Source organism: Agromyces sp. NPDC029043, from assembly GCF_055564615.1.
This window is the reverse complement of the sequence record NZ_JBVHVX010000014.1, coordinates 94,139-114,703: the sequence shown is the minus strand read 5'-3', so window position 1 is coordinate 114,703 and position 20,565 is coordinate 94,139. Positions and strand designations below refer to the sequence as shown.

The 20,565-nt window shown below is 65.7% G+C and carries 17 protein-coding genes; 10 read left to right on the top strand and 7 right to left on the bottom strand.

Annotated features, from left to right (window positions below):
* Positions 1-12: 12 nt before the first annotated feature.
* From ACZ4TW_RS16725 to ACZ4TW_RS16715, 3 genes are read right to left on the bottom strand one after another with little or no spacing between them, the layout of a single operon-like run.
* The gene (locus ACZ4TW_RS16725) at positions 13-234 is read right to left on the bottom strand and encodes a hypothetical protein (RefSeq protein WP_465544387.1); all 222 of its coding nucleotides are present in this window, start codon (positions 232-234) and stop codon (positions 13-15) included.
* Between the two features lie 50 nt (positions 235-284).
* Positions 285-1,811 (bottom strand): amidohydrolase family protein, encoded by a 1,527-nt coding sequence (locus ACZ4TW_RS16720; protein ID WP_465544385.1) that lies wholly within the window; start codon positions 1,809-1,811, stop codon positions 285-287.
* 35 nt (positions 1,812-1,846) lie between these two features.
* Positions 1,847-3,289, bottom strand: coding sequence for a purine-cytosine permease family protein (locus tag ACZ4TW_RS16715; RefSeq protein WP_465544383.1), 1,443 nt, complete (start codon positions 3,287-3,289; stop codon positions 1,847-1,849).
* A gap of 153 nt (positions 3,290-3,442) precedes the next feature.
* On the opposite strand from ACZ4TW_RS16715, the gene ACZ4TW_RS16710 reads away from it, so the two are divergent.
* From ACZ4TW_RS16710 to ACZ4TW_RS16685, 6 genes are all read left to right on the top strand, one after another.
* On the top strand, positions 3,443-4,996 hold the full coding sequence (locus ACZ4TW_RS16710) for a PucR family transcriptional regulator (protein ID WP_465544382.1): 1,554 nt from the start codon (positions 3,443-3,445) through the stop codon (positions 4,994-4,996).
* Between the two features lie 120 nt (positions 4,997-5,116).
* Entirely contained in the window at positions 5,117-5,491 is a 375-nt protein-coding gene (locus ACZ4TW_RS16705; RefSeq protein ID WP_465544381.1) for a hypothetical protein, read from the top strand.
* A gap of 86 nt (positions 5,492-5,577) precedes the next feature.
* The gene (locus tag ACZ4TW_RS16700) at positions 5,578-5,949 is read left to right on the top strand and encodes a hypothetical protein (protein WP_465544380.1); all 372 of its coding nucleotides are present in this window, start codon (positions 5,578-5,580) and stop codon (positions 5,947-5,949) included.
* A 70-nt stretch (positions 5,950-6,019) separates the two neighbouring features.
* Entirely contained in the window at positions 6,020-7,216 is a 1,197-nt protein-coding gene (locus tag ACZ4TW_RS16695) for a TY-Chap domain-containing protein (RefSeq protein WP_465544379.1), read from the top strand.
* Between the two features lie 29 nt (positions 7,217-7,245).
* Complete coding sequence (locus ACZ4TW_RS16690; RefSeq protein WP_465544378.1) at positions 7,246-7,701, top strand: hypothetical protein; 456 nt, start codon at positions 7,246-7,248, stop codon at positions 7,699-7,701.
* A 176-nt stretch (positions 7,702-7,877) separates the two neighbouring features.
* On the top strand, positions 7,878-8,813 hold the full coding sequence (locus ACZ4TW_RS16685; RefSeq protein ID WP_465544377.1) for a hypothetical protein: 936 nt from the start codon (positions 7,878-7,880) through the stop codon (positions 8,811-8,813).
* A 57-nt stretch (positions 8,814-8,870) separates the two neighbouring features.
* Here ACZ4TW_RS16685 and ACZ4TW_RS16680 read toward each other — a convergent pair whose 3' ends face one another.
* Positions 8,871-10,535 (bottom strand): CotH kinase family protein, encoded by a 1,665-nt coding sequence (locus ACZ4TW_RS16680; RefSeq protein ID WP_465544376.1) that lies wholly within the window; start codon positions 10,533-10,535, stop codon positions 8,871-8,873.
* A 186-nt stretch (positions 10,536-10,721) separates the two neighbouring features.
* Between ACZ4TW_RS16680 and ACZ4TW_RS16675 the strand changes: the two genes are divergently transcribed.
* A complete protein-coding gene (locus tag ACZ4TW_RS16675) occupies positions 10,722-12,029 on the top strand; it encodes an aspartate aminotransferase family protein (RefSeq protein WP_465544375.1) in 1,308 nt (435 codons plus the stop codon).
* Here ACZ4TW_RS16675 and ACZ4TW_RS16670 read toward each other — a convergent pair.
* Positions 12,026-13,084 (bottom strand): hypothetical protein, encoded by a 1,059-nt coding sequence (locus ACZ4TW_RS16670; RefSeq protein WP_465544374.1) that lies wholly within the window; start codon positions 13,082-13,084, stop codon positions 12,026-12,028. The two genes, ACZ4TW_RS16675 and ACZ4TW_RS16670, sit on opposite strands and share 4 nt — an antisense overlap.
* A gap of 176 nt (positions 13,085-13,260) precedes the next feature.
* On the opposite strand from ACZ4TW_RS16670, the gene ACZ4TW_RS16665 reads away from it, so the two are divergent.
* The 3 genes from ACZ4TW_RS16665 to ACZ4TW_RS16655 all read left to right on the top strand — a co-directional run bounded on the left by ACZ4TW_RS16665 (position 13,261) and on the right by ACZ4TW_RS16655 (position 16,181).
* Positions 13,261-14,505, top strand: coding sequence for a S8 family serine peptidase (locus tag ACZ4TW_RS16665; RefSeq protein ID WP_465544372.1), 1,245 nt, complete (start codon positions 13,261-13,263; stop codon positions 14,503-14,505).
* Positions 14,424-15,692 (top strand): hypothetical protein, encoded by a 1,269-nt coding sequence (locus tag ACZ4TW_RS16660; protein WP_465544370.1) that lies wholly within the window; start codon positions 14,424-14,426, stop codon positions 15,690-15,692. The genes ACZ4TW_RS16665 and ACZ4TW_RS16660 overlap by 82 nt, the downstream gene beginning before the upstream one ends.
* A gap of 72 nt (positions 15,693-15,764) precedes the next feature.
* A complete protein-coding gene (locus tag ACZ4TW_RS16655) occupies positions 15,765-16,181 on the top strand; it encodes a DoxX family protein (protein ID WP_465544368.1) in 417 nt (138 codons plus the stop codon).
* A gap of 7 nt (positions 16,182-16,188) precedes the next feature.
* Here ACZ4TW_RS16655 and ACZ4TW_RS16650 read toward each other — a convergent pair whose 3' ends face one another.
* Positions 16,189-17,916 (bottom strand): ABC transporter ATP-binding protein, encoded by a 1,728-nt coding sequence (locus ACZ4TW_RS16650; RefSeq protein ID WP_465544366.1) that lies wholly within the window; start codon positions 17,914-17,916, stop codon positions 16,189-16,191.
* Positions 17,913-20,471 carry an ABC transporter ATP-binding protein/permease gene (locus ACZ4TW_RS16645; RefSeq protein ID WP_465544364.1) on the bottom strand — a complete coding sequence of 853 codons (2,559 nt, stop codon included), beginning with the start codon at positions 20,469-20,471 and terminating at the stop codon, positions 17,913-17,915. The genes ACZ4TW_RS16650 and ACZ4TW_RS16645 overlap by 4 nt, the downstream gene beginning before the upstream one ends.
* Positions 20,472-20,565: the final 94 nt, after the last annotated feature.

The following is a 20,565-nucleotide window of genomic DNA, read 5'->3' as shown; positions in this document are numbered from 1 at the left end:
CCCGGCCGGCGGCTACCCCAGCACGACGCGGATCGCGCGCCGCACGTCGTCGATACCCGTGTACGGCGCCCGCCCACCCGGCTCGTACAGCGCCGTCACATACAGCAACCGGTGCAGGTGCCCCTCTACCTCGCCCTGCAGCACGGCGGCCTCCACACGCGCGACGTCGTGCTTCGTCTCGGCGCCGTTCAGCACCCGCTCACATTCGACGATGAGGGTCCGACTGATCCACATACGGCCATTGTGAGCGCTGATCAACGCGAAGTCACCTGATTCACGACGACTCAGTTGACCCAGCACTCCCCGCGCCCGCTGTAGCGGTTCACGGCGGTCTCGCGTGACATCGTCGTCGAATACTGCCGGTCGAATGCGGGTAGCAACGCCCGGTTGCGTCGTTCCATCTCGTCCTGCCATGCCCGCAGCTGCGGCCCCCGCGCCTGCAGCTCCTCCAGGACGGCTTTCTCGTCGACGGTGAGCAGCTCACCGTCGTCGAGCACGACCTGTCCGTCGACGATGACCGTTCGGATCGACGACCCGTTCTCCGAGTACACGAGATGATTCTCTGGCTTGTTGCGCGGTGTGAAGGCGAGGGAGGTCATGTCGTAAAAGACGAGGTCGGCCTTCTTACCCACCTCGACGCTGCCCACGACATCGCCCAACCGCGCCGAGCGCGCACCACCGAGCGTGCCCGCGGTCAACACTTCCTGGGCCGTCGGCCATTGCCGGAAATCGGGACCGGTGACCTTGTGTAGGAGTGCTGCGGTCTTGACGACCTCGGACATGCGGGCGTTGTCCGAACTGGACATCCCATCGGTCCCCAATCCGACATTGACGCCCTTGTCCAGGTACTTGCGCCACGGCGCGATGCCTGACCCAAGCTTCAGATTCGAGATCGGATTATGCGATAGCGACGACCCGGCACCGACGATGGTGTCGAGATCGGCGTCGGTGAGCCAGATGCCGTGGGCCATGGTGACGTGCTCGGTGAGCACGCCGAGCGAGTCGAGGTAGCCGACCATCGTCTTGCCGTAGAACTCCTCGGCGGTAACGGCCTGGGTGCGGGTCTCCAGGACGTGAATGTGGAACTCGAGGTCGAATTCCTGTGCGAGGGACCTACATCCGGCCAGAAGTTCGGGGCTGCACCGCTGTGGCGCCGACGGCCCGACCATGAAGCGCAGCCGGCCGTCGGCATAGTCGTCGTACTTCTGTGCGGCACTACGGGCAAAGGCGAGATAGTCGTCGGCCGAGGTCACCGCGAGCGCATCGAGTTCGTTGCGCAACTCCGGCTCCAGCGCATCGGCGAGAAACGGAAAGTGTTGCACCAACGGATGATCCATCACATGTCCGGAGATGTTGGCGCGGATCCCGATGTCCCGGTACGCCTGGAACACCGCGTCGAGCTGCCCTTCGGTCTGACCGGGGATCTCGAGGACATCGTCGACGAGTGTGGTGACGCCGTTGCGCAACGACTCGATGGCGACGAGTTGGCTGCGCAGCCGGATGAGGTCGGGCGATACCGGCTCCAGCCCGAGCACCGGGTAGGAGAGCAGCATCCAGTGCTCGAGCGGCAGATTGTCCAGTCGTGCCCGGAACAGCGCCTCCCACGAGTGGGTGTGCGCGTTGACGTATCCGGGCACGACCAGCCGATCACGTCCGTCGATGACCGTTTCCCCCTCAGCGGCAACCAGATCGACGCCGATCTCGGTGATCACCCCGTCGTGGACGCGGATGGAGCGGGTGATGGGCGACGCCCCGTGCTCGGCGTCCATGGGGAGAACGGTGGCGCGATGAATGAAGAGGTCGGCGGTCATGGCGGTGAATTCCTTTCGGGGAGAGTCGGAGTAGATCAGGCGACGACGCGACGCATGCGGACGGTTTCGAGGGCAAAGTACGAGACCGCGGCAGCGGTGCCGCCCGCCAGCCAGGAGAGGTCGATACCGCCGAGCGCGACGGCGGCCGGGCCCTGCAGGACGTCGAGCATGCCGTACATGAAGAACCAGGTGCACACGATGCCCAATGCGAGGGAGATCAGCGCGGTGGGCCGGACCATCGGGAGCGTGCTCTGTGCGGGCGAGGTGAACAACGACGCGGCGTCGACGCTGCGGCGAGCGACGTAGAACCAGTGCACCAACATGACTGCGGCCCAGGGGGTTACCCATCCGACGATGCCGATGAGCCAGCTGTCGATGGTGGTCGCGAAATCACCGTTGAGGACGAAGAAGGTCACGATACCCATGGCGACGACTCCGATCAGGACGTTCAGAATCCTACGGTCGACCCGGATGTCGAGGGCCTGAGTCGAGACGGTGCACGTGTAGATGTTGAGGATGTTGGTGGCGAGCGGACCGTGCACCACCAGGAGCAGCACCGGGACCGCCAACACGCCGTAGGCGTCGACGATGATCTTGCCGGGATCGTCGGAGGAGCTCAAGGTGGCCAGCGTCGCGCCGAGTGCCCCTAACCAGACGACAGGGATGAACTGACCCAATGCGCTGGCCAGGAACAACTTTCGGGACGGGACGTCGGTGGATACGAAGCGTGAGTAGTCGCCGGCGTAGCCGAGCCAGGTGAGTCCCCAGCCGATGCCGATGGCGGTCATGACGGCGGTGATGGCTCCCCAGTGCTGGCTGGTGGTCATGGCGGGATCGCTGCCCTGGCCCCAGTTGACGTCGAGCCCGATCCACGCGACGAGCGACATCGCGATGAGGATGGCGACGGTTGGCGGAACGGTCCAGCGTTCGAAGGCGGAGATCACCTTGTAGCCAAACCATGCGATGGACACCTGCATCACCATGATGACGGCGGCCACCGCGATGCGGGCGCCGTCGTTGGCGGACGCGGCGTCGACGATGCCGATCCTGCCCAGCAGTGCCATCACCAGATCCAGCACGATCCAGGTGTTCACCGCGCACCAGCCCATGCAGACGATGGCCTGTACCGCGGCTGGGACGTAGGCTCCGCGGCGACCGAAGACTGCGCGGGACAACACCATTCCGGTGACGCCGGTCTTCTGACCGATCACCACGAAGATCCCGAAGATCGCCATGCCGATGAGGTTGCCGAGGGCCAGCACGGCGATGGTCTCCCACAGCCCGAGTCCCATGCCGACACCGAGGGCGCCCAGCACCCAGTTGATCGGGGCGATGTTGGCGCCGGCCCAGATCCAGAACTGGCCACGCACATCGTGCACCTTGGCGGATTCGGGGATGAGTTCGAGTTCGGCCTCGTGGACGGCGATGTCGTCGTCGGGCATGGTCACCGCGGAGGGCGCGGCGTCGAGTGAGGTCATGACGGTTCCTGTCGGGATCGGACGTTCTCGGTCCGGGATGAGGGTGACGGTGCGCGACGCTGCGCTGCATCCATCCTCGCCCGCTCGCTCGCGCTGCGGTATGTACAGAGTGGCTATAGTCTTGGGCTCCCTATAGCCACATCGCTCATAGCGATGCTCACCTCGGAAGCCGCCATGCCGTCGACGCCGCCCATCCCACCCGCGTCGTTGACGTTGCGCGAGATCCTCGCCGACCCGGCACTCGCCGCCGCCCGCCCCTCCGTCATCGCCGGGTGGGAACACCTCGACAACGAACTCCGCTGGGTGCACACCTCAGAGGTCCTCGACGTCGCCGACCTACTCACCGGCGGTGAACTGATCCTGGTAGCCGGCGTCATCCTCGCCGACACCGACGACGACGCATTGCGCGCCTACATTGATTCGCTCGCCGATGTCGGTGCGGCGGGACTCGCCGTCGAAGGTCCGCGGCTCGATGGAATGCCGACGGCGCTGGCGGAACAGGCTGCGGCGCGGGGCTTTCCGTTGATCGAGTTGCACGAGGTGGTGCGGTTCGTCGACGTGACACGGGCGATCAACAGCCGGCTGGTGGCGACGTCGGTGCGGGAGCTGCATTTCAACGACGAGGTCACCCACCGCCTCGCGGGAGTGCTTGCGGCAGAGGGGGATCTGGATGCGATGGTGGCCGCGCTGCGGGATCTGACGGGGTGCTCCATCATCATCCGATCGGTCGCGGGTGCGGTGATCGCGTCCGCCGAGGTGGCGGGCGCACGCCCCCGCGGGTATGCGCGGGTCGCGCCGATCGATTCTGCCGGCGTCACCATCGCGAGTCTCGAGGTACTGCCACGCGCCGGCGTTGACCTGCAGATGATCGCGGCGGCCTGTCGGCGGGCTCCGGAACCGCTGGCACTCGCCCTCCTGCGCGATAACCCGATGACTCTCTCCGACCAACACGTCCGCGAGGTGTTCCGCCTACTCGTCAGCGCCGCCGACCCGGAGCGCAGTGGTGCTGTCCGCAGCGAGGACGCACGCGCCATGCGCACGGCGACAACCGAACTCGGCTTCGATGGTCCGGCGTTGTTCGTCGGGGTGGTCGCGCTCTCGGTGTCGGGTCCACTGCAGACCGCCGAACTGTCCGAGGCGTTGCGGATCGACGAGTTCCCCGTCCTCTCGGAGGTCCGCGACGGCATACACCGCTCCATCGTCCGCGTTCCCACGCGGCGTGACCGCGGCGTCGTCGTCGACGATCTGGTGCGGCGGTTGATGTCGTGGGCGTTGCCGGGTCAGCTGCGGATCGGTGTCACCGAACCAGCCGACGACATCCTCGCGCTCGCTCCCGAGATGGCGATGGCGCGGACCGCTGCGTCGTCTGCGACATCGCGCGACTACGTGGCGTTGGCCCGCGATGTGGCCGTCGACCACTTCCTCAGCGGTGTGGATGCGCGGGTCGTCGACGGATTTCTGCAGTCCGTGCTCGGGCCGATCCTGGCGTCGGATCGCTGCGATGAGTTCCTGCTCACGCTGGTGGCATTGCACCGCACCGGGTCTCGGGTGGCGGCGGCAAAGGAACTCAACATTCACCGGCAGACGATGTACCAGCGGCTTGATCGCATCACGCGAATCCTCGGCAGACCGATCGACGACAACTCGGGCGCCAAGGGCGCGTTGCTCGTCGCCGCCGAATTGGCGTTGGCGCGGGGGCAGGGTTGAGGGAGGCTGCGGACGGTTCTCGGTTGCCGCCCTACGGAACCGCACGCCGACTGTCATACCCTTCCCCTACCCTGACACTCCCCGAACCACCCCAGGTTCGATCCAGGTCAGGAAGGCGCGATGTCCGAGCTCAGCTTCGACGGCTACGTCAAGGTCGCGTGGCGTGACCGTGCGATCGCACTCGGCCGAAATCTGAAGCAGATGACCTACGGCGACACCCTCACCATCAGCCAGTCCACCGACGAGCTGCCCGGTGGCCCGCACGGACGTGTCAGCTTCTCCGTCACGCGCGGCGGACTCATCCGCGCCACCATCGACTCGTCCGATCTCGATACCGACATCACGCACATCAACGACAACCCACCCGAGGTCCAGCTCATGGCTCGTCTGGCCTTCATCGACGATCCGGCGCACGTCTACGACGTCATCAACGACATCGGCCGCCGACATCGCGGAATCTCATTCCACGTTCACGGCGACCATTTACACGCGTAATCGATTGTGCTGCCTTTCATCCCGCGAACCTCCGCAACGGAATCTGGTGCTGGTATGAGTTCCTGCGCAGCGCGGGGCCGGGCATCGTGGAGATCCTCGATCCCGACCACACCGGAGGTCGACGATGCGACGTCGAGATCCCTCGTCTGTTGCGTGAGCTGTTGGAGGAGACGCGACGCCGCGAATTGCGGCCTGGCCAAGCCGGATTCGCATGCGATCATGACATCGACCTGATCTACGACTACCTGCGCATCTGCGACCGCGAGTTCATCGCATGGAACGACCGCTGGGCCGAAGCCAAGTCCCGCAAGGTGTGCGGGGACGCCGACGACTTCTACGGCGAAGCCGTCCTGTGGGAACGGCTCGGCGATCATCTCCGCGACTGCCTGCCGGCCGCGGCGAGGATCAAGTACGACCGCAAGACCAGACCGATGCGTCCGCGTCGCACTCGGAACTGAATGTCAGACCCCTCCCCTACTCTGCACCCCAAACAGATTCAGCCGAGGGTTTCCACAGACAGGGGACACGATGGACAACACCTTCGACAGGCAGGTCACGCTGGCATGGAAGGAGTGGGCGGCCGACATCGGCGGCGAACTGTGCAAGCTCAGCAAGGGGCAGCACACATCCGTCGCGCAGACGGACAACGACGACACACCCAGCTGCGGAAATCCGCGGATTCTCTTCACGGTCACCGGCGCCAAGCGGCTACGAGCCACCATCAAAGAGATCAACCTGAGCGCGGCTCCGGAGCGACGCTCCGCCCAGATTGCTTACCTCGATGAACTCGGCTGGCGGCGCCTCAACAACGGCACCCACATCCTGGAACAGTCGATTCGTGAGCCACGCCGCATGGCGGCCCTCGCCGGTCACGCCCTGCGCAATGTCTCGGAGGTGATGCACCCGGCCTTCCTCAACGACGAGATGGACGCCCCGGAGGAGCCCGCTCCCAGCATGACCCCGTCGACAGCCGACGACGCCTCCGAGCTCCTCGATCCCGATCGGCTGTTGCAGGTGGTCGCCGAGTTCCTGTCGGCATCCTCGGGGATCGAGGTCGAGCCGAGCATCCATCGGACCGTCCCCCTCCCGGACACCGACGGCATCGACTCGTGGCTCCAGCCGACGATCCGCGGCGTCGGCGTGGAATGCCTTGCACGCCTGGGACTTATCGGTAGTCCGGCGGCAATCGGTGACATCATCCTCGAGTACGGCGAACAATGCCGTGACGTCTCCCTGTTCGTCGACGACGGCTATCTCTGCGCGGCACTTCCCATCCACTGCCCATCGTTCCAGGCCGCCAACTTCCGCGAGTCATTGCGGTTGTGGCATCACTTCCTGTTGTTCGACGCCAAGGCAATCCGGGGCCGCATCGCCGCAGCAGCCTCGTGCGCACACCCCACCGACACCGCTCCCATCCCGAAGTTGTTGCAGCACATCGCTGATCAGTGCGCGCATGACGACACGTACGCCGCACCGCAGGTCGCTGCCGACTGCGAACTCAACGAACTCCTGATCCTCACGTTCCTGCGAACCTGCGATCGCCTCATCGTCGAAACCACCGAGCGCGCCATGAATGCGCTTCTCGTCGACGGCGACAACGACGAAGGGCAACGCATCAACGCCGAGGTCGACGGCTGGGTGCTGGTCAGCACGGTGCTGCGGCAGGCGCTGCGCATCACCGTCATGAAGAACCGTGAGGACCGGAAGAACGGCGTGGTCAGGTGAGCGACTCTGTCCCTGCTGCCGATCCGACGATGAGTGCGATCGGTGCCGCAATGGCGCAAGGCCAGTCCGGCGACGCCGACGTCGCACGGGCAGCGCTGTTGTCCCTGTGGGATGAGATCGGTGCTGACGGAGATCCCCTGCACCGATGCACCCTCGCGCATTACCTCGCGGATCTCTACCCGGACGCTGGGGATGCGCTCATCTGGGACCTGCGGGCGCTCGAGGCCGCCGACTCGCTCACCGATGAACGCGCCCGGGCACATCACGCGAGCCTGCAGGTCGAGGGGTTCTATCCGTCGCTGCACCTCAACCTCGCGGACTGCTACCGGCGTCTCGGACGCTTCGACGAAGCGACGCGACACATCACGCTGGCGCAGGCAAAGGTCGGCGCCCTGCCGGAAGGACCGTATGGCGACATGATTCGGGGCGGCATCGAGGGATGCGCCGCGGCGATCGACGCGCGGGATGTGGAGAGTAACGGCTAGATCAGCAAGGGGGTCCACGTGATCGTCACCACACGCTGGCGAACGACCTCGTCGGCGAGGACCTAAGTCCCCTATTTCGTAGCAGGTCGACATCCGTTGCACACCAATGACTTTCCGGCGTTGCAGTCACGTTGCCAACCGTGCAGAACCTGTCTACCCGCGAGTAAAATTGTTGCATGGCCAAATTGAGCACCGCAGTAACCGCGTTGAAGGCCACGCACTGGCAGCAGCGCTTGGCACCGTATCTCGTCGACGGCGAGTCCGTCGTCGCCTTCGCGTCCGCGCATCACCCCAAGCCAACCACCGAGGGTGTCGCGTTCACCAATGCACGGATCATCGGATTCAACACCGCAGCAGCGTTGCCCGACGACGTGATCGCGGTGTCGGTGTACGCAGACGAGATCGAATCGTATGACCTCACGTGCGTGCGCCTCGTCCCCACGCTCACGGTTCATACCCCCAGCGGCCCGCGCGGCTTCGGCACTTTCGAGAAGGCCGAGTGCGACTTCATCGCGTACTTCCTCGACACCCTGCAGGACACCGGCATCGACCGTGCCGCGTCTCCCGGCATCGAGCGCCTCCGCAGCAATGCCGAGTTCGCCCGCCGCGAGGAGGCCCAACGCCTCGCCGACCGGCAGCGCGTGGCCGTCTTCGGTGAGCCGATGTCGGAGTCGCAGTGGCAGGCCATCGAAGCCAATGCACCCGCCGACGAGCACCCGTCGCTCATCCTCAACGCCGGCCGCTACGGCCAGCTCGCCGCCTACGCTGATCGGCTCGTCGTCGTCAAGAAGGACCATGCCTCACGTGCTGCGGATGCCCTCAAGGTCGGGATCATCCCGTTCTCGAAGATCACCGGTATCGAATACCGGTGCGGGGCACTGACCGGTGTCCTCGAGGTGCTGACCAAGAGTTACCCGGGGACCGGCAACCCCGACTATTGGCCGACGGCCCAGAGCACGCGGCCCAATAATCCTTGGACACAAGCGAATACACTGCACCTGCCGAAGCCCTACTATCAGCAGGCACAGGAACACATCGAAGAGCTGCGGCGCCAGATCTGCGGGGATACGGCGTCCGCCGTCGTTCCACAAACACCCCACTTTTGTGAATAGACACCACCAAATAGGTGGTGTGTACCTGCAGAAGTGGTGTGTTTGCGGCGGCGGAGCTCAGCTGAAGAACAGCTTGCTCCCGGAGGCATCCTGATGGACTCGCGGATGGCCGTTGGGGGTCGGCGATGATCCGAACTTGGCTTTCAATCCCGTTCTCCTGCTGACGAGTTCGAAGTATCCGCTGAAGGTGGACTGGTCCGGGGAGTCGATGAGTGCGTAGTCGAACTCGTCGGCGTTCCCGGTGTTGTCGTCGGGGCACGTGTAGAGCATCTTGAGTCCCTGCGATGTCTGCACGCCCTGGCTCGCGTGCAACGCTCTGCCGGTCGCCTTGTTGTGCACCGAGATTCCGGTACCGAGGCTACCGATCGTCCAGAGATCGGTGTCGTCGATGGTTGCCGATCGGGGTCGGTGGGTCGTCTCGAAGTTCACCGCTGCCGGGTCGGCGGGCGGAATCGTTTCGGTGCCCGCGTGCATGACGTCGTTGGTGGCGTCGTCGCGGATGTAGAGTCCGGGCGAGTGTGCGAGTCCGCCGGCGAGATAGCCCGCCGACATCGCCAGCCTCAGCTGTTTGCGGACGATCCCGATCTCGGCCGCCACGTTGGGGACGCCGAACGGAGTGAGGGTGTTCTGCATCGAATCGAGCAGCGGAATCCAGGTGCTCTGCTGGGCGTCGCGGCTGAAGATGGTCTCGCGGAACGCACGGACCTGCTCGTAGAACGTGATCTGCTGGGCCGGTGTGCCGGTCACCATGCGGGCGAGCCGGCCATCGGAGCCGATCACGAAATGCCGCGTGGGTTGCAGGATCTGGTCCAGGCCCCACGGGATCAAGGTGAATCGCACATTCGCCGGAGCCGGGTTCGCGACCGCGTCGAGATCGTTGTAGACATACGTGTTGTTGGTGTTGCGCGAGTAGCCGTCCCAGTGCTTGAGGAAGAAGTCCATCGCGTAGAGCTTGATGAACTTGTCGACGTCGAAAACCTCGAGGGCGCCGTTGATTCCGTGCGCGTTGAGCCGATCGATGGCGAGCCGAAGATCCTTCTTGTCGTCGAACGCGGAAAGATCTTCGACACCGATGAAGTCGAAGCGGGCGTCGGTGAAGTCGTCGGTGTGCTCGATCTCGTACAGGTTGCCCTTGCGGTGTGTGAAGTTGCGCTCGACGTAGCGCGGCATGACCGGTTCGACGTTGACGTACAGTCCGGGCGGAGCGATGAACCGCTGATCCGGGAATCCCTGCCCGATCGGCACGCCGTTGACCCGGACACGAGCGAAGTTGCTGCGGGAGAACGGGAGTCCGGCTTGCTCGTACATGCGGTAGCCGAGAGTCTGCCGCACATACGACTGATCCTGGACCGAGTTGTTCAGCGTGATGTACCGCGTGCCGATCAGTGCTTCGATGATCGGCTTGTTCTCCTTCTTGACCTTCGCGAAGTCGATGTGCAGGGACGGCTTGTCGCTGCGAATGGAGCCACAGAACGACTTCTTCTTGACCCCGACGTCGGTGAAGGTCGTCTTCGCGGGAAAAGCGGTGCCGGAAATCGTGACCTTGGTGGCGGTGCGCCAGGTGTACCGGCCGCCGTCCTTGTAGTTGAAGTTGCAGACCCCACCGGCGGGCGCCTCGGTGCGGAGCGCATCCCACGTCGCCGACGGCATCTCGATGTCGATGGTCAGCACGTTGTCCAGCGCGTAGAGAGCATCCATCTTCTGCTGTTGCTCGGCGGTCATCGCAGCCTCCCGGGGCCAGGGGTGTGGTGCATACATCGTCCAGGGGAGATGGGTCGGTTGTCGTGAGTAGTGACTACCTGTTTGTCACCGATGTTCCGCAAACCTGCGAGTTGATGTCCGCAAACCTGCGAGTTACGCTCCGACCGCCGATGAGTGTCGCCACCGTTCGCGTCGTACCGTTGGTCCATGACCTCCACCCGCCCGGCCGCGATCGACACCAGCCACCTCGTCCGTTACGGCGGTAGTTTCTCCCCGGAGCTGATCAGTCGTGCCGAGGGCAGCTGGGTGTTCGCCGCCGACGGCCGGCGCATCCTCGACTTCACGTCGGGGCAGATGTCGGCAATCCTCGGGCACTCACATCCGGAGATCGTGGCCACCGTGTCGCACGGAGTGGCCACATTGGATCATCTCTTCAGCGGCATGCTGAGCCAACCGGTACTCGACCTGGCCGCCGGACTGAGCGAGACGCTGCCCGATCCGCTTGACCGCGTCCTGCTGCTCACCACCGGCGCGGAGTCCAACGAGGCCGCCATCCGCATGGCCAAACTCGTCACCGGCAAGCACGAGGTGGTGTCGTTCGCCCGCTCCTGGCACGGGATGACCCATGCCGCCGCGGCGTCGACCTACAGCGCCGGCCGCTACGGTTACGGCCCCGTCGCACCCGGCAACTTCGCGCTGCCGACACCGAATCCGTACCGCCCGGATTTCACGAACGTCGACGGCACGCTCGACTGGCAGCGCCAGCTCGATTACGGCTTCGAGATGATTGACGCCCAATCCGTCGGATCGCTCGCCGCATGCATCGTGGAACCGATCCTGTCGTCGGGTGGCGTCATCGAACCGCCGCCCGGATATTTCGCCGCCCTCAAACGCAAGTGCGAGGAGCGGGAGATGCTGCTCATCGTCGACGAGGCGCAGACCGGGCTGTGCCGCACCGGCGCCTGGTACGCGTTCGAGCGCGACGGCATCGTCCCCGACATCCTCACCCTCTCCAAGACGCTGGGCGCGGGATTGCCGCTCGCCGCGACCATCACATCGAGCGAGATCGAGCAGATCGCCCACGAGCGCGGCTTCCTGTTCTTCACCACCCACGTCTCCGATCCGATGGTCGCCGCCGTCGGCAACACCGTCTTGGAGGTACTGCACCGCGATCGTCTCGACGAGCGCGCCGCCGCGGCCGGCGAGACCCTGCGCTCCGGCCTCCTGGCATTGCAGGCCAAGCACGACTGCGTCGGCGACGTACGCGGGCGGGGGCTGCTGCAGGGCATCGAGCTGGTCACCGATCGCGAAACCAAAACGGGTGCAGACACTCTGGGTGCAGCGGTGACACGACGCTGCTTCGACCTGGGCCTGCACATGAACGTCGTGCAGCTCCCGGGCATGGGTGGGATCTTCCGGATCGCGCCGCCGCTGACCGCGTCCGACGACGAGTTGGTTACGGGACTGGAGATCCTGGATCAGGCGTTGGCCGAAAGCATTGCGGCGCAGGCCTAGAATTCCGTGGCGGGCACCGTCAGCCGCAGGGAATCCGGGTCGATCAACACCCGGCGGTCATCGGCCGTGACGACCTCATGCGCGACGCCGCCACCCCACCCCGCGTCCGGCGGTAACTCCCGCGGGCGATAAGTACCGAGAACAAGTCGGCCGGGTTCACCGGTCCGCACATGAGGGCGCACCACGCCCTCCGGGATCGGTGCGATGCGGGCACGGACGAGCGTGTTGAGAGACACTTCGCCGACGATCGGCGCGTAGACGTCGTCGTCCTCGGACCACTCGTACTCACAAGCACTGCAATGGAATTCATCGACGATCGGGAACACGATGACGCATCCCGCGAGGAGCGTGGCGGGCCCCGGCGGACCGGCGGGCATGCCGTGAAGGACATCGAAGGTGCGCTCTGCGGAGCACCGCGGGCACAGCGGTCGGTGTCGGAACAAGAGCTCCTCGGCGCTGGGCCCGACGGGTTCATGCAGGATGTCGTGACACTCACCGCACACGACGATATGTCTCGCTCCGAAGAACTCGATCTCGTCGTGCTCGATCAGGGTATGCGCCTGAGCGGGACCGACATCGTCGAAGTCCCGTCCACAACAGGCACAGTAGAACGGCGTCCACTCATCACTGGTCTGCCGAACCTGCTCTGCCTCACGACATCCGCGCTCATCGAGACTCCGCCACGGGGTCCGGCTCGTCGCCTCCTCCTCGATCGCGCGGAGAACCCGCTCACCGAACTCCTGGCCGAGTGTGGCGGGAGCGGCAGGCAGGACGTCACCGAGATGGGCTTCGACGGCTGCGATGGACAGCCCACCGTCGAACACCCCCGAATATTCATCGGTGTCCACGCTCCAGGCGTCGTCGACGTCGCTGATGAACACTTCCACGGTGTAGATCGCCGGTACCGGACTGTCGGTCGTGACGACGAGTAGATCGCCGGCCGCGTAGTCCGCCGGTATGTCCCAGGTGAGGTCGGCGATGGGGGCGTTGTCGTCTGGGCCGTAGGCGTTGAGCAACTGGCGCCACGGCACCGCCGCGCCGATGTGTACTGCCATCCCGGCCTCCTCGTCGAGTGCTGTCATCCGGGCTATCGACCGGTGTTGTCGCGACGTTATCGGCGAGTACCGACAAATGAGCCTCGGCGCGGGAACGCCCTCGTCTGTCCGTTTTGTCGACACTCGACGCGTCCGCACTCTACGATTCGCTCAGCACCCGGACCAGTGGAGTCTCCATGAATCAGACTGCGCTACTCATCGACCCGACGAACACCAGTACGTTGCGTGTGCTCGCCGACCGCAGGAAGGATCTGCGTTCGTTGGCGTTCTCACCGATCGCCTTCCTCGACGACGACTCTCACCTCGAGGAACTCCTGTCCGTTCCCGGGGTCGTCGGCCACGACAGCATCGGCGATCTGACCTTCCGCATCCTGTGCGCCCTCGACGGGATCACCGCGCTCGCCGCGCGAATGCACCCCGAGTGGACGTTCACCGGCATCGCGCCCGGCGAACCGTACCCGCGCATCGCCACCGACACGCCCGACGGCATCCCGCAGGCGGCACCGCCGGCCGGTTGCGCCGCGGTCAGCATCTCCCTCACTCCGCGCAACGCCGACACCGCGCCGCTGCGTCCCGACGACGCCGTCAACCACATGACCCGCTTCCTCTCCGACTTCACCGTTCCCGTGATCGCCGTCGGAAACGACTATCGCGGACAGCAGTTCGAGACGGTCTCGCCGTGGGCAGAACCGCCGTGGGTGCTCTCCGTCGGCGCCACCGAAGATCCGGCAGCAACCCGCGTCGCACCCTATTCGAACCGGGCGTCGACGCGTGCCCCCGACGTCGGGCCGGACGTCCTCGCCTATGGTGCGTCAGCGCTGGACGACACGGTGATCGGCACGAGTTTCGCCACGCCTCGCGTCGCGTACATGATCGGGCTGTCGATGACCTGGCTGCATCAGGTACTCGCGAACGTCACCCGGCTGCGCCGTCAACCCTATGGTGTGCCGCTCCTCGGCTGCGCAATCGTGGATACCGAGGGCTCGCCCTACGGCGACCCCGCACCGACGTATCAGGCGATGCCCGTGTTGCCGATCAATCCCGCCGTTGCCCACGAACTTGATTCTGCAGCAGCCGCTTTCGGACGCTACTTCACCATGCCCGCCGATGCCCGGGCGCTGTTGATGGCCGCCGCCGAGCAGCACGGCCGCGACGCACTGACCAACACCCCGTGCATCGCACACGCCTCGCTGATCGAGTTCCTCTCGACCCTCACCGTCCCGCACCTCTTCTCGATCCTGTCCGGATCACCACGACCCGCGGGCGCCGGCAGTCCCCCGATCTTCCTCCGCGACACCGTCATCGACATGGACCTCTACTACGAGAACACCGTCCCCAAGTGGCTGTGGTGCATCGACACCAACACATCTCAGATGGCTTTCGGCCAACGCGACACCCGTTTCCAGGAGGCAACCTCATGACCGCCGACAGCAAGACCCCCACCTCTCAGGAGCAACTCGATCTGCTCAAGTCGATCCTGATCGACCCGTCCACTCTCGACAACGGCACCCTGGAGGCCACCGGGGATCACGCCCTGTTCCAGGGCGCGCTCGCACTGCCGTCCCTGCAGAAAGCCGCGGGCGAGGTCTGCGCGAAAGTACGCGCAGCAATGGATAACTCGACTGACAACCCGGCGGAGTTCCTCATCACCGCCGACCCCGATCTGACGACCCGGGACGCGGTTCTCCGTGGCGTTCGATCAGACCTGACGTCGCTGAGCGAGACCGTCAGCAACGCGCTCGAGGAGGTCGAGAAACTCACCGCTCCCGAACCCGAGATCAGGGAAGCAGTTGCCGGCTCCGTGGTCCTCGGCGCCACCGCCTCTGTCGTGCCGTCGGTGATCAATCTGTTCTCCACCAAGAAGACCGCGGCGTCGTTCACCACCACCATCGAGGACATTCACGTCCTCACCGCCGTCGCCCATCAGTTCCACGGCGCCGGCACCAGCCAGTACGAGCGTGTGTACATCGACGGCTTCCGCACCATCGATCCCGGGCATCCCCTGGTCCTCGGCATCGATGAGCTCCGCAACAACCACGCGGCCCTCTCCGGACATAACGCGGTCCTGAAGTCCCGGGTGGCACAGCAGGACGCGCGCGAGAAGGCGCAGCAGGCATCGCTGGACGCGCTGCAGAAGGATCGCACGACTGCCACGTCCACCGAAGCCGCTCAGCAGGTGGACCGACAGATCGAGGACGCCCTGCGCGAACTCGATCGACTCCAGCAGGACGGCGAGTCCTTCCGTGACGCATCGGCCGTGATCGACAAGCTCGTCACCGATGTCGGGGCCTTCATCACCACGGTGAACACTCCCGGAGCCGACGGGCGGTCGCTGCTCACCACCGCGGTCCTGCAGGCGTGGTTGCACGAGGCAACTCCCGGCACGACGCGGTACGTCCTCTACGTCAAGCTCTTCGGTGCCACAGCCGATCAGCTCACCCTCGACGGCCGCTTCGGCAGCCGCGACGAGATCGGAGTCCGCAACGACACCGCCCTGACACTCGTCCTCGTCGACGCCGCCGGCGCGATCGTCCGCGCGGACACAGTGTCGGCGACCGCGGCGCTCCTGCAGAGCCCCAAGTCGTACTTCCACGACGCCGGGAACTGAGCAGGACGCCTGAGCGCGCCGCGTCGGCGTACCGTCGAGGAGACGACCCGCGCACCCACCGAGAGGCCACCCATGTCCCTGCAGCTCACCGATCCCAAAGCCCCCGCCTCGCAGAACGTCACACGACTCATCCTGGGTGGCTTCATGACGTTCGCCGGGATCAGTCACCTCACGTTTGCGCGCAAGGATTTCCAGGCGCAGGTGCCGAAGTGGGTGCCGGTCGACAAGGATCTGGTCGTCCTGGGCTCCGGGGTCGCCGAGATCGGTCTCGGTGCATCATTCGCTCTGCTGCCCAAGTACCGCAAGCAGATCGGCATCGCGCTCGCCGGCTTCTACACCGCGATCTTCCCGGGCAACATCGGCCAGTACGTCGAGCGCAACGACGCCTTCGGCCTAGACTCTGACGGCAAGCGCCTCGGCCGGTTGTTCGGTCAGCCCGGCCTGATCGCCGCCGCGCTCTGGGGCGGCGGACTGCCGAAGAAGCGCTGACGGCTCGTCAGAGCTTCCACCCCGCAACAGCACCCTGCCGTTCCCAGAACCCGGCGAAGTAGCCACCGGACTCCAGCAGTTCCTCCGGAGTGCCGGACTCGACGACCTTGCCGTCCTCGATCACGATGACCCGGTCCGCATGCCGGATACCCGCCTGTCGGTGCGCGACGATGACCCGGGTCCGGTCGATGTCATCGGCGGACAGCGCATCGACGACGGCCCGTTCGTTCTCGTTGTCCAGGGCACTGGTGGCCTCGTCGATCACCAGGACCGGGGCGGGCTTCAGCAGTGCACGGGCGATCGAAATACGTTGGCGCTCACCGCCGGAGAGTACGGAGCCGCCCTCGCCCACCGCGGAGCGGCGTCCGTCGGGGAGCCGGTCGGTGATCTCGTCGACACGCGCCAGCCGAGCGGCGGCGTCCACCTTCTCCGCCGACGCCCCGGGATCGCCGGCGAGGATGTTCTCCTCGATGCTGCCCTCGATGAGGTACGGCTGCTGGAACACCACCGATGCCAGCGAACGGCGGGTGTGGTGATCGAGAGTGGCCGCGTCGACACCGTCGAAAAGGATGCGGCCCGACGTCGGCTCATACAGTCCCGCGATCAATCCGAGGATGGTGCTCTTCCCCGATCCCGACGGCCCGATGATGGCCGTCGTCGACGCGGCGTCGAAGGTGAGGCTGAGCCCATCGAGGACCGGATCCTCGCCGTCGCCATAGGCGAAGGTAACGTCCTGGAACTCGACGCGGGGCGGCAGCAATGTGCTGTGGGTGGCGTCGCCGGAGCCGTCGACCGATGCGTCGAGCACCGTCTGAATCCGCTCCAGCGTGGCGCGTCCTGTCTCGAGTCCGGGTGCGAGTTCGGCGACCGCCGCGAACGGTTCGATGTAGCGTACGGCCACGACGATCATCGCCACGGCGGCAGCCACGTCCAGCTCACCGTCGACCGTCAGCCACGCGGCCATACCGGCCAGCGCCAGCAACGCGATCTGGCTGGCGATGCTGAACAGCAACTGCCCGGGGACCTGCATGAGCAGCATCCTCGTCGTGGCGCCGTGCTGGCGCGCCACCGCCGCACCGGCGAGGCTGCGCTCGGCGTCGACGCGGCGTGCCACCCGCAAGGCCTGCTGGGTCCGGGCGAACTCGACGACACGCTCGGTCAACGCCGAATTCGTCTCGTCGGCAAGCAGATCCGCCTTCCGGCTGATCGCGGTGCTCGCCCACAGCGCGCCGAGCAGCAGCGGCACACCGATCAGGGCGACCAGCGCCAACTTCCACGACACGAACAGCAGGGCGACGGCGATGGCCAGCGGCAACAACACCGAGGTCACCAACGGCAGCAGCAGGTACACCATCACACCCACCAGATCCGGGCCGGTGGCGGCGATGGCCTGCCGGGCCGTCGAGGTGTTGGTCACGGAGAACCAGATCAGCCGGATGCGGGAAAGACGTTCTGCCACTGAGTGTTGGGCACCGTCGAGCAGGGTGAAGCCCAGGTTGTAGCCGACCTTGGAGCCGGCCGCGTCGATGAACCAGCCGAAGAACGTGATGACACTGAACGCGAGCATCCAGTAGATCGCGTGGCTGTGATTGCCGTCGACCAATGCGACGATCAGCGGCACCAACATCACCACGCCAAAGGCTCGCAGGAGCGCCGAGGCCACCGCGAACGCGAAGAACCGGTTGAGATCGGGGCGGGAGTCGGCGGGCAGCAGGGCGATCAGGGTGCGGATCATCGGTCGGCTCCAGTCGTCTCGGACGCAGTGTCCTCGGCGGATTCCCACAACGCTCGATACCGTCCGCCGCGGCCCAGCAGTTCCTCATGCGTGCCGGTCTCGACGACATGCCCACCGTCGAGGACGACGATCCGGTCGGCGTCGGTCACGGTGTGCAGGCGGTGCGCGATCACCAGCACCGTCCGATCCCGAGCCAGGCGGCTGAGGCTCTGTTGCACTTGGTATTCCGACTCCGGATCCGCGAACGCGGTCGCCTCGTCGAGGATCATCACGGGTGCATCGGCCAGCAGTGCCCGCGCGATCGTCAGCCGCTGCTTCTCGCCGCCGGACAGTGCCGCGTCGGGGCCCAGGAGCGTGTCATAGCCGTCGGGCATGCGGGCGATCCGCTCGTGGATGTTGGCGGCGGTAGCGGCGTCGACGATCTGTTCCCGCGTGGCGTCGGGGACGGCGAGCGCGATGTTCTCCGCGACGGTGCCGGCCACCAATTGTGTTTGCTGTAAGACGAATCCGAGGCGTTGATACAGTTCGTCGGCGCTGAGCGAGCGGATGTCGCGGCCGTCGATGGTGATCGAGCCGCCGGTGACGTCGTGGAATCGGGCGAGCAGGCCGGCCAACGTCGACTTGCCCGAGCCCGACGGCCCGACCAGTGCGGTCACCGTGCCGGGCTCGAGTCGCAGTGAGATGTTCTGCAGGACGGGCACTCCGGGGCGATAGGCGAAGCTGACGTCGTCGAAGACGACTGCGCCCGAGGTGTCGGCGGCGGCGTCCTGCTCCTGCTCCTGCTCGGTGAGATCCGGGGTGTCGAGGGCTTCCTGGATGTCGCGCGCGGCAACCATCCCGGTCTTGAGACCGGCGAGGCCGTAGCCGATGCCGAGGAGGCGTGAGCCGAAGGTGGTGCCCAGCAACAGGAATGGCAGCAGTCCGGCGGGAGTCGTCCAACCCCACACGACGAACAGCGTGCCGATCACGACGATCAACCACAGGAAGGTGGTGGGTCGCGTGATGAGGTCGATGGCCGTCTTGATGGAGATGAACGGACGCTGCCAGTTGTCCAGGAAGGAGATGTAGCCGTCGAGGTTGCGGCGGAACCTCGACGACATGACGCCACCGAAGATCCGGATGACCGGCTGCGCTTCGAGATACGCGCTCGCCTCGCCGTTCATGCGTTCCGCCCAGGTCTGTGCGAGGGGGATCTTGGGACCCGAGGTCACCATCATCCGCGCCATGGCGAAGATATACGCGAACACCGGGAGGAAGAGAAACAGCGCGATCCGCCAGTCGACGATGAACAGGTAGACCAGCACCGCTACCGGAGCCACCACCGCGGCCACCGCATCGATCACCGAATGGGTGACCAGGTAATGCAGGGACAGTGTGTTGTCCTGGATGAGCGTCTTGACGTTGCCGGCGTTGCGATCGGTGAACCAGCCCAACGGAAGTCGCGCGAGCTTGTTGAGCAGCCGTTGCCGCAGATCGCGCGAGAACCGGCCGTCGACGGTGTGCAGCCAGAACAGCATCGCGGCGTCGAGCACCGACCCGACGCCCAGCAGCACCAGCGCGATGATGCCGAGTCGCCAGAGTTCGGCGGACTCTGCCCCGTCGAGTAGCCGTCGACCCAACTCCACCAACAACACGTACGGAGCCAGCTGGACCAGCGTGACGATCGCCTGCATCACGCCCGCGGTGATCAGGGTGCGCTTGAGCGGTGCCAGCAGTCGCCCGGCGCCCGCTGCGCGCCAGGTGGCGTCGCCGGCTGCGACGGACGGGGCGTCGGCGGCCGGTTCGATGATGTCGACGACGGGCGGCTCGGCACCGGGATCACGATCCTTGCCCATCGCCTTGCCCTGCGACCAGTACGCCTGCACATGGGTCTCGGCCTTGGGGAAGCCGAACTCCTTGATCTTCTTTCGGATCTCCTTGAGCGCAGTGCCCTCCGGCCCCGCCCACAGGCTCCAGTCCGACCAGTCGCGCGTCTCGAGCGCCGCTGCGACCGACGTCGCGTCGGCACGCTTGACCCAGTGCACCCGCAGCCGGGGATGGGTGGCGAAGGGGAGCTGACGGTCCAGGTCGTCGTGCTCCTCGAGGTACAGCTCGACGGGTACCTCGTCGGGGATGGTCGCGATGACGGTCCGGATCGCCGGCAACGACGCCGAGTCGCCGATCAGCAGGTAACCGGCCGGCGGTTTGTCGGGTACCTCGAACGGCACCGAACTCATCGAGATCATGTCTATCTGCGCCCCCGGCCCGGCGTTTCTCGCCCAGGTCGACGCCGGGCCGGCGGGCTCGTGCAGCACGAAGTCGATGGCGAAGTCGCCGGTGTCGGGGGTCGCCTCGGCGAAGGTGTACCCGCGCTGATGCTCCTTGCCGTCGCCGTCGGGGAACCATCCGCGAATCCAGCTCGTGGGGCCGAAGACGACATCGTCGAACAGCGTGTCGGAATGGAAGAAGATCCGAATGCAATGGTCGGTGAGTTGCTCGGTGCGGGTGACCGTGGCGACGTGATCCACCGCCCCGTACGCCCGCATGATCGTTCCGGTGAAACCCCGAGCTGCCATGTCGTCCTCCCGTGTCGCGCCGAGCGGCGTCGACGACGACACCTCCCGGAAACCGCCCTCAGGTTAGTTCACCCTAAGTGCTGCGCATAGCCCT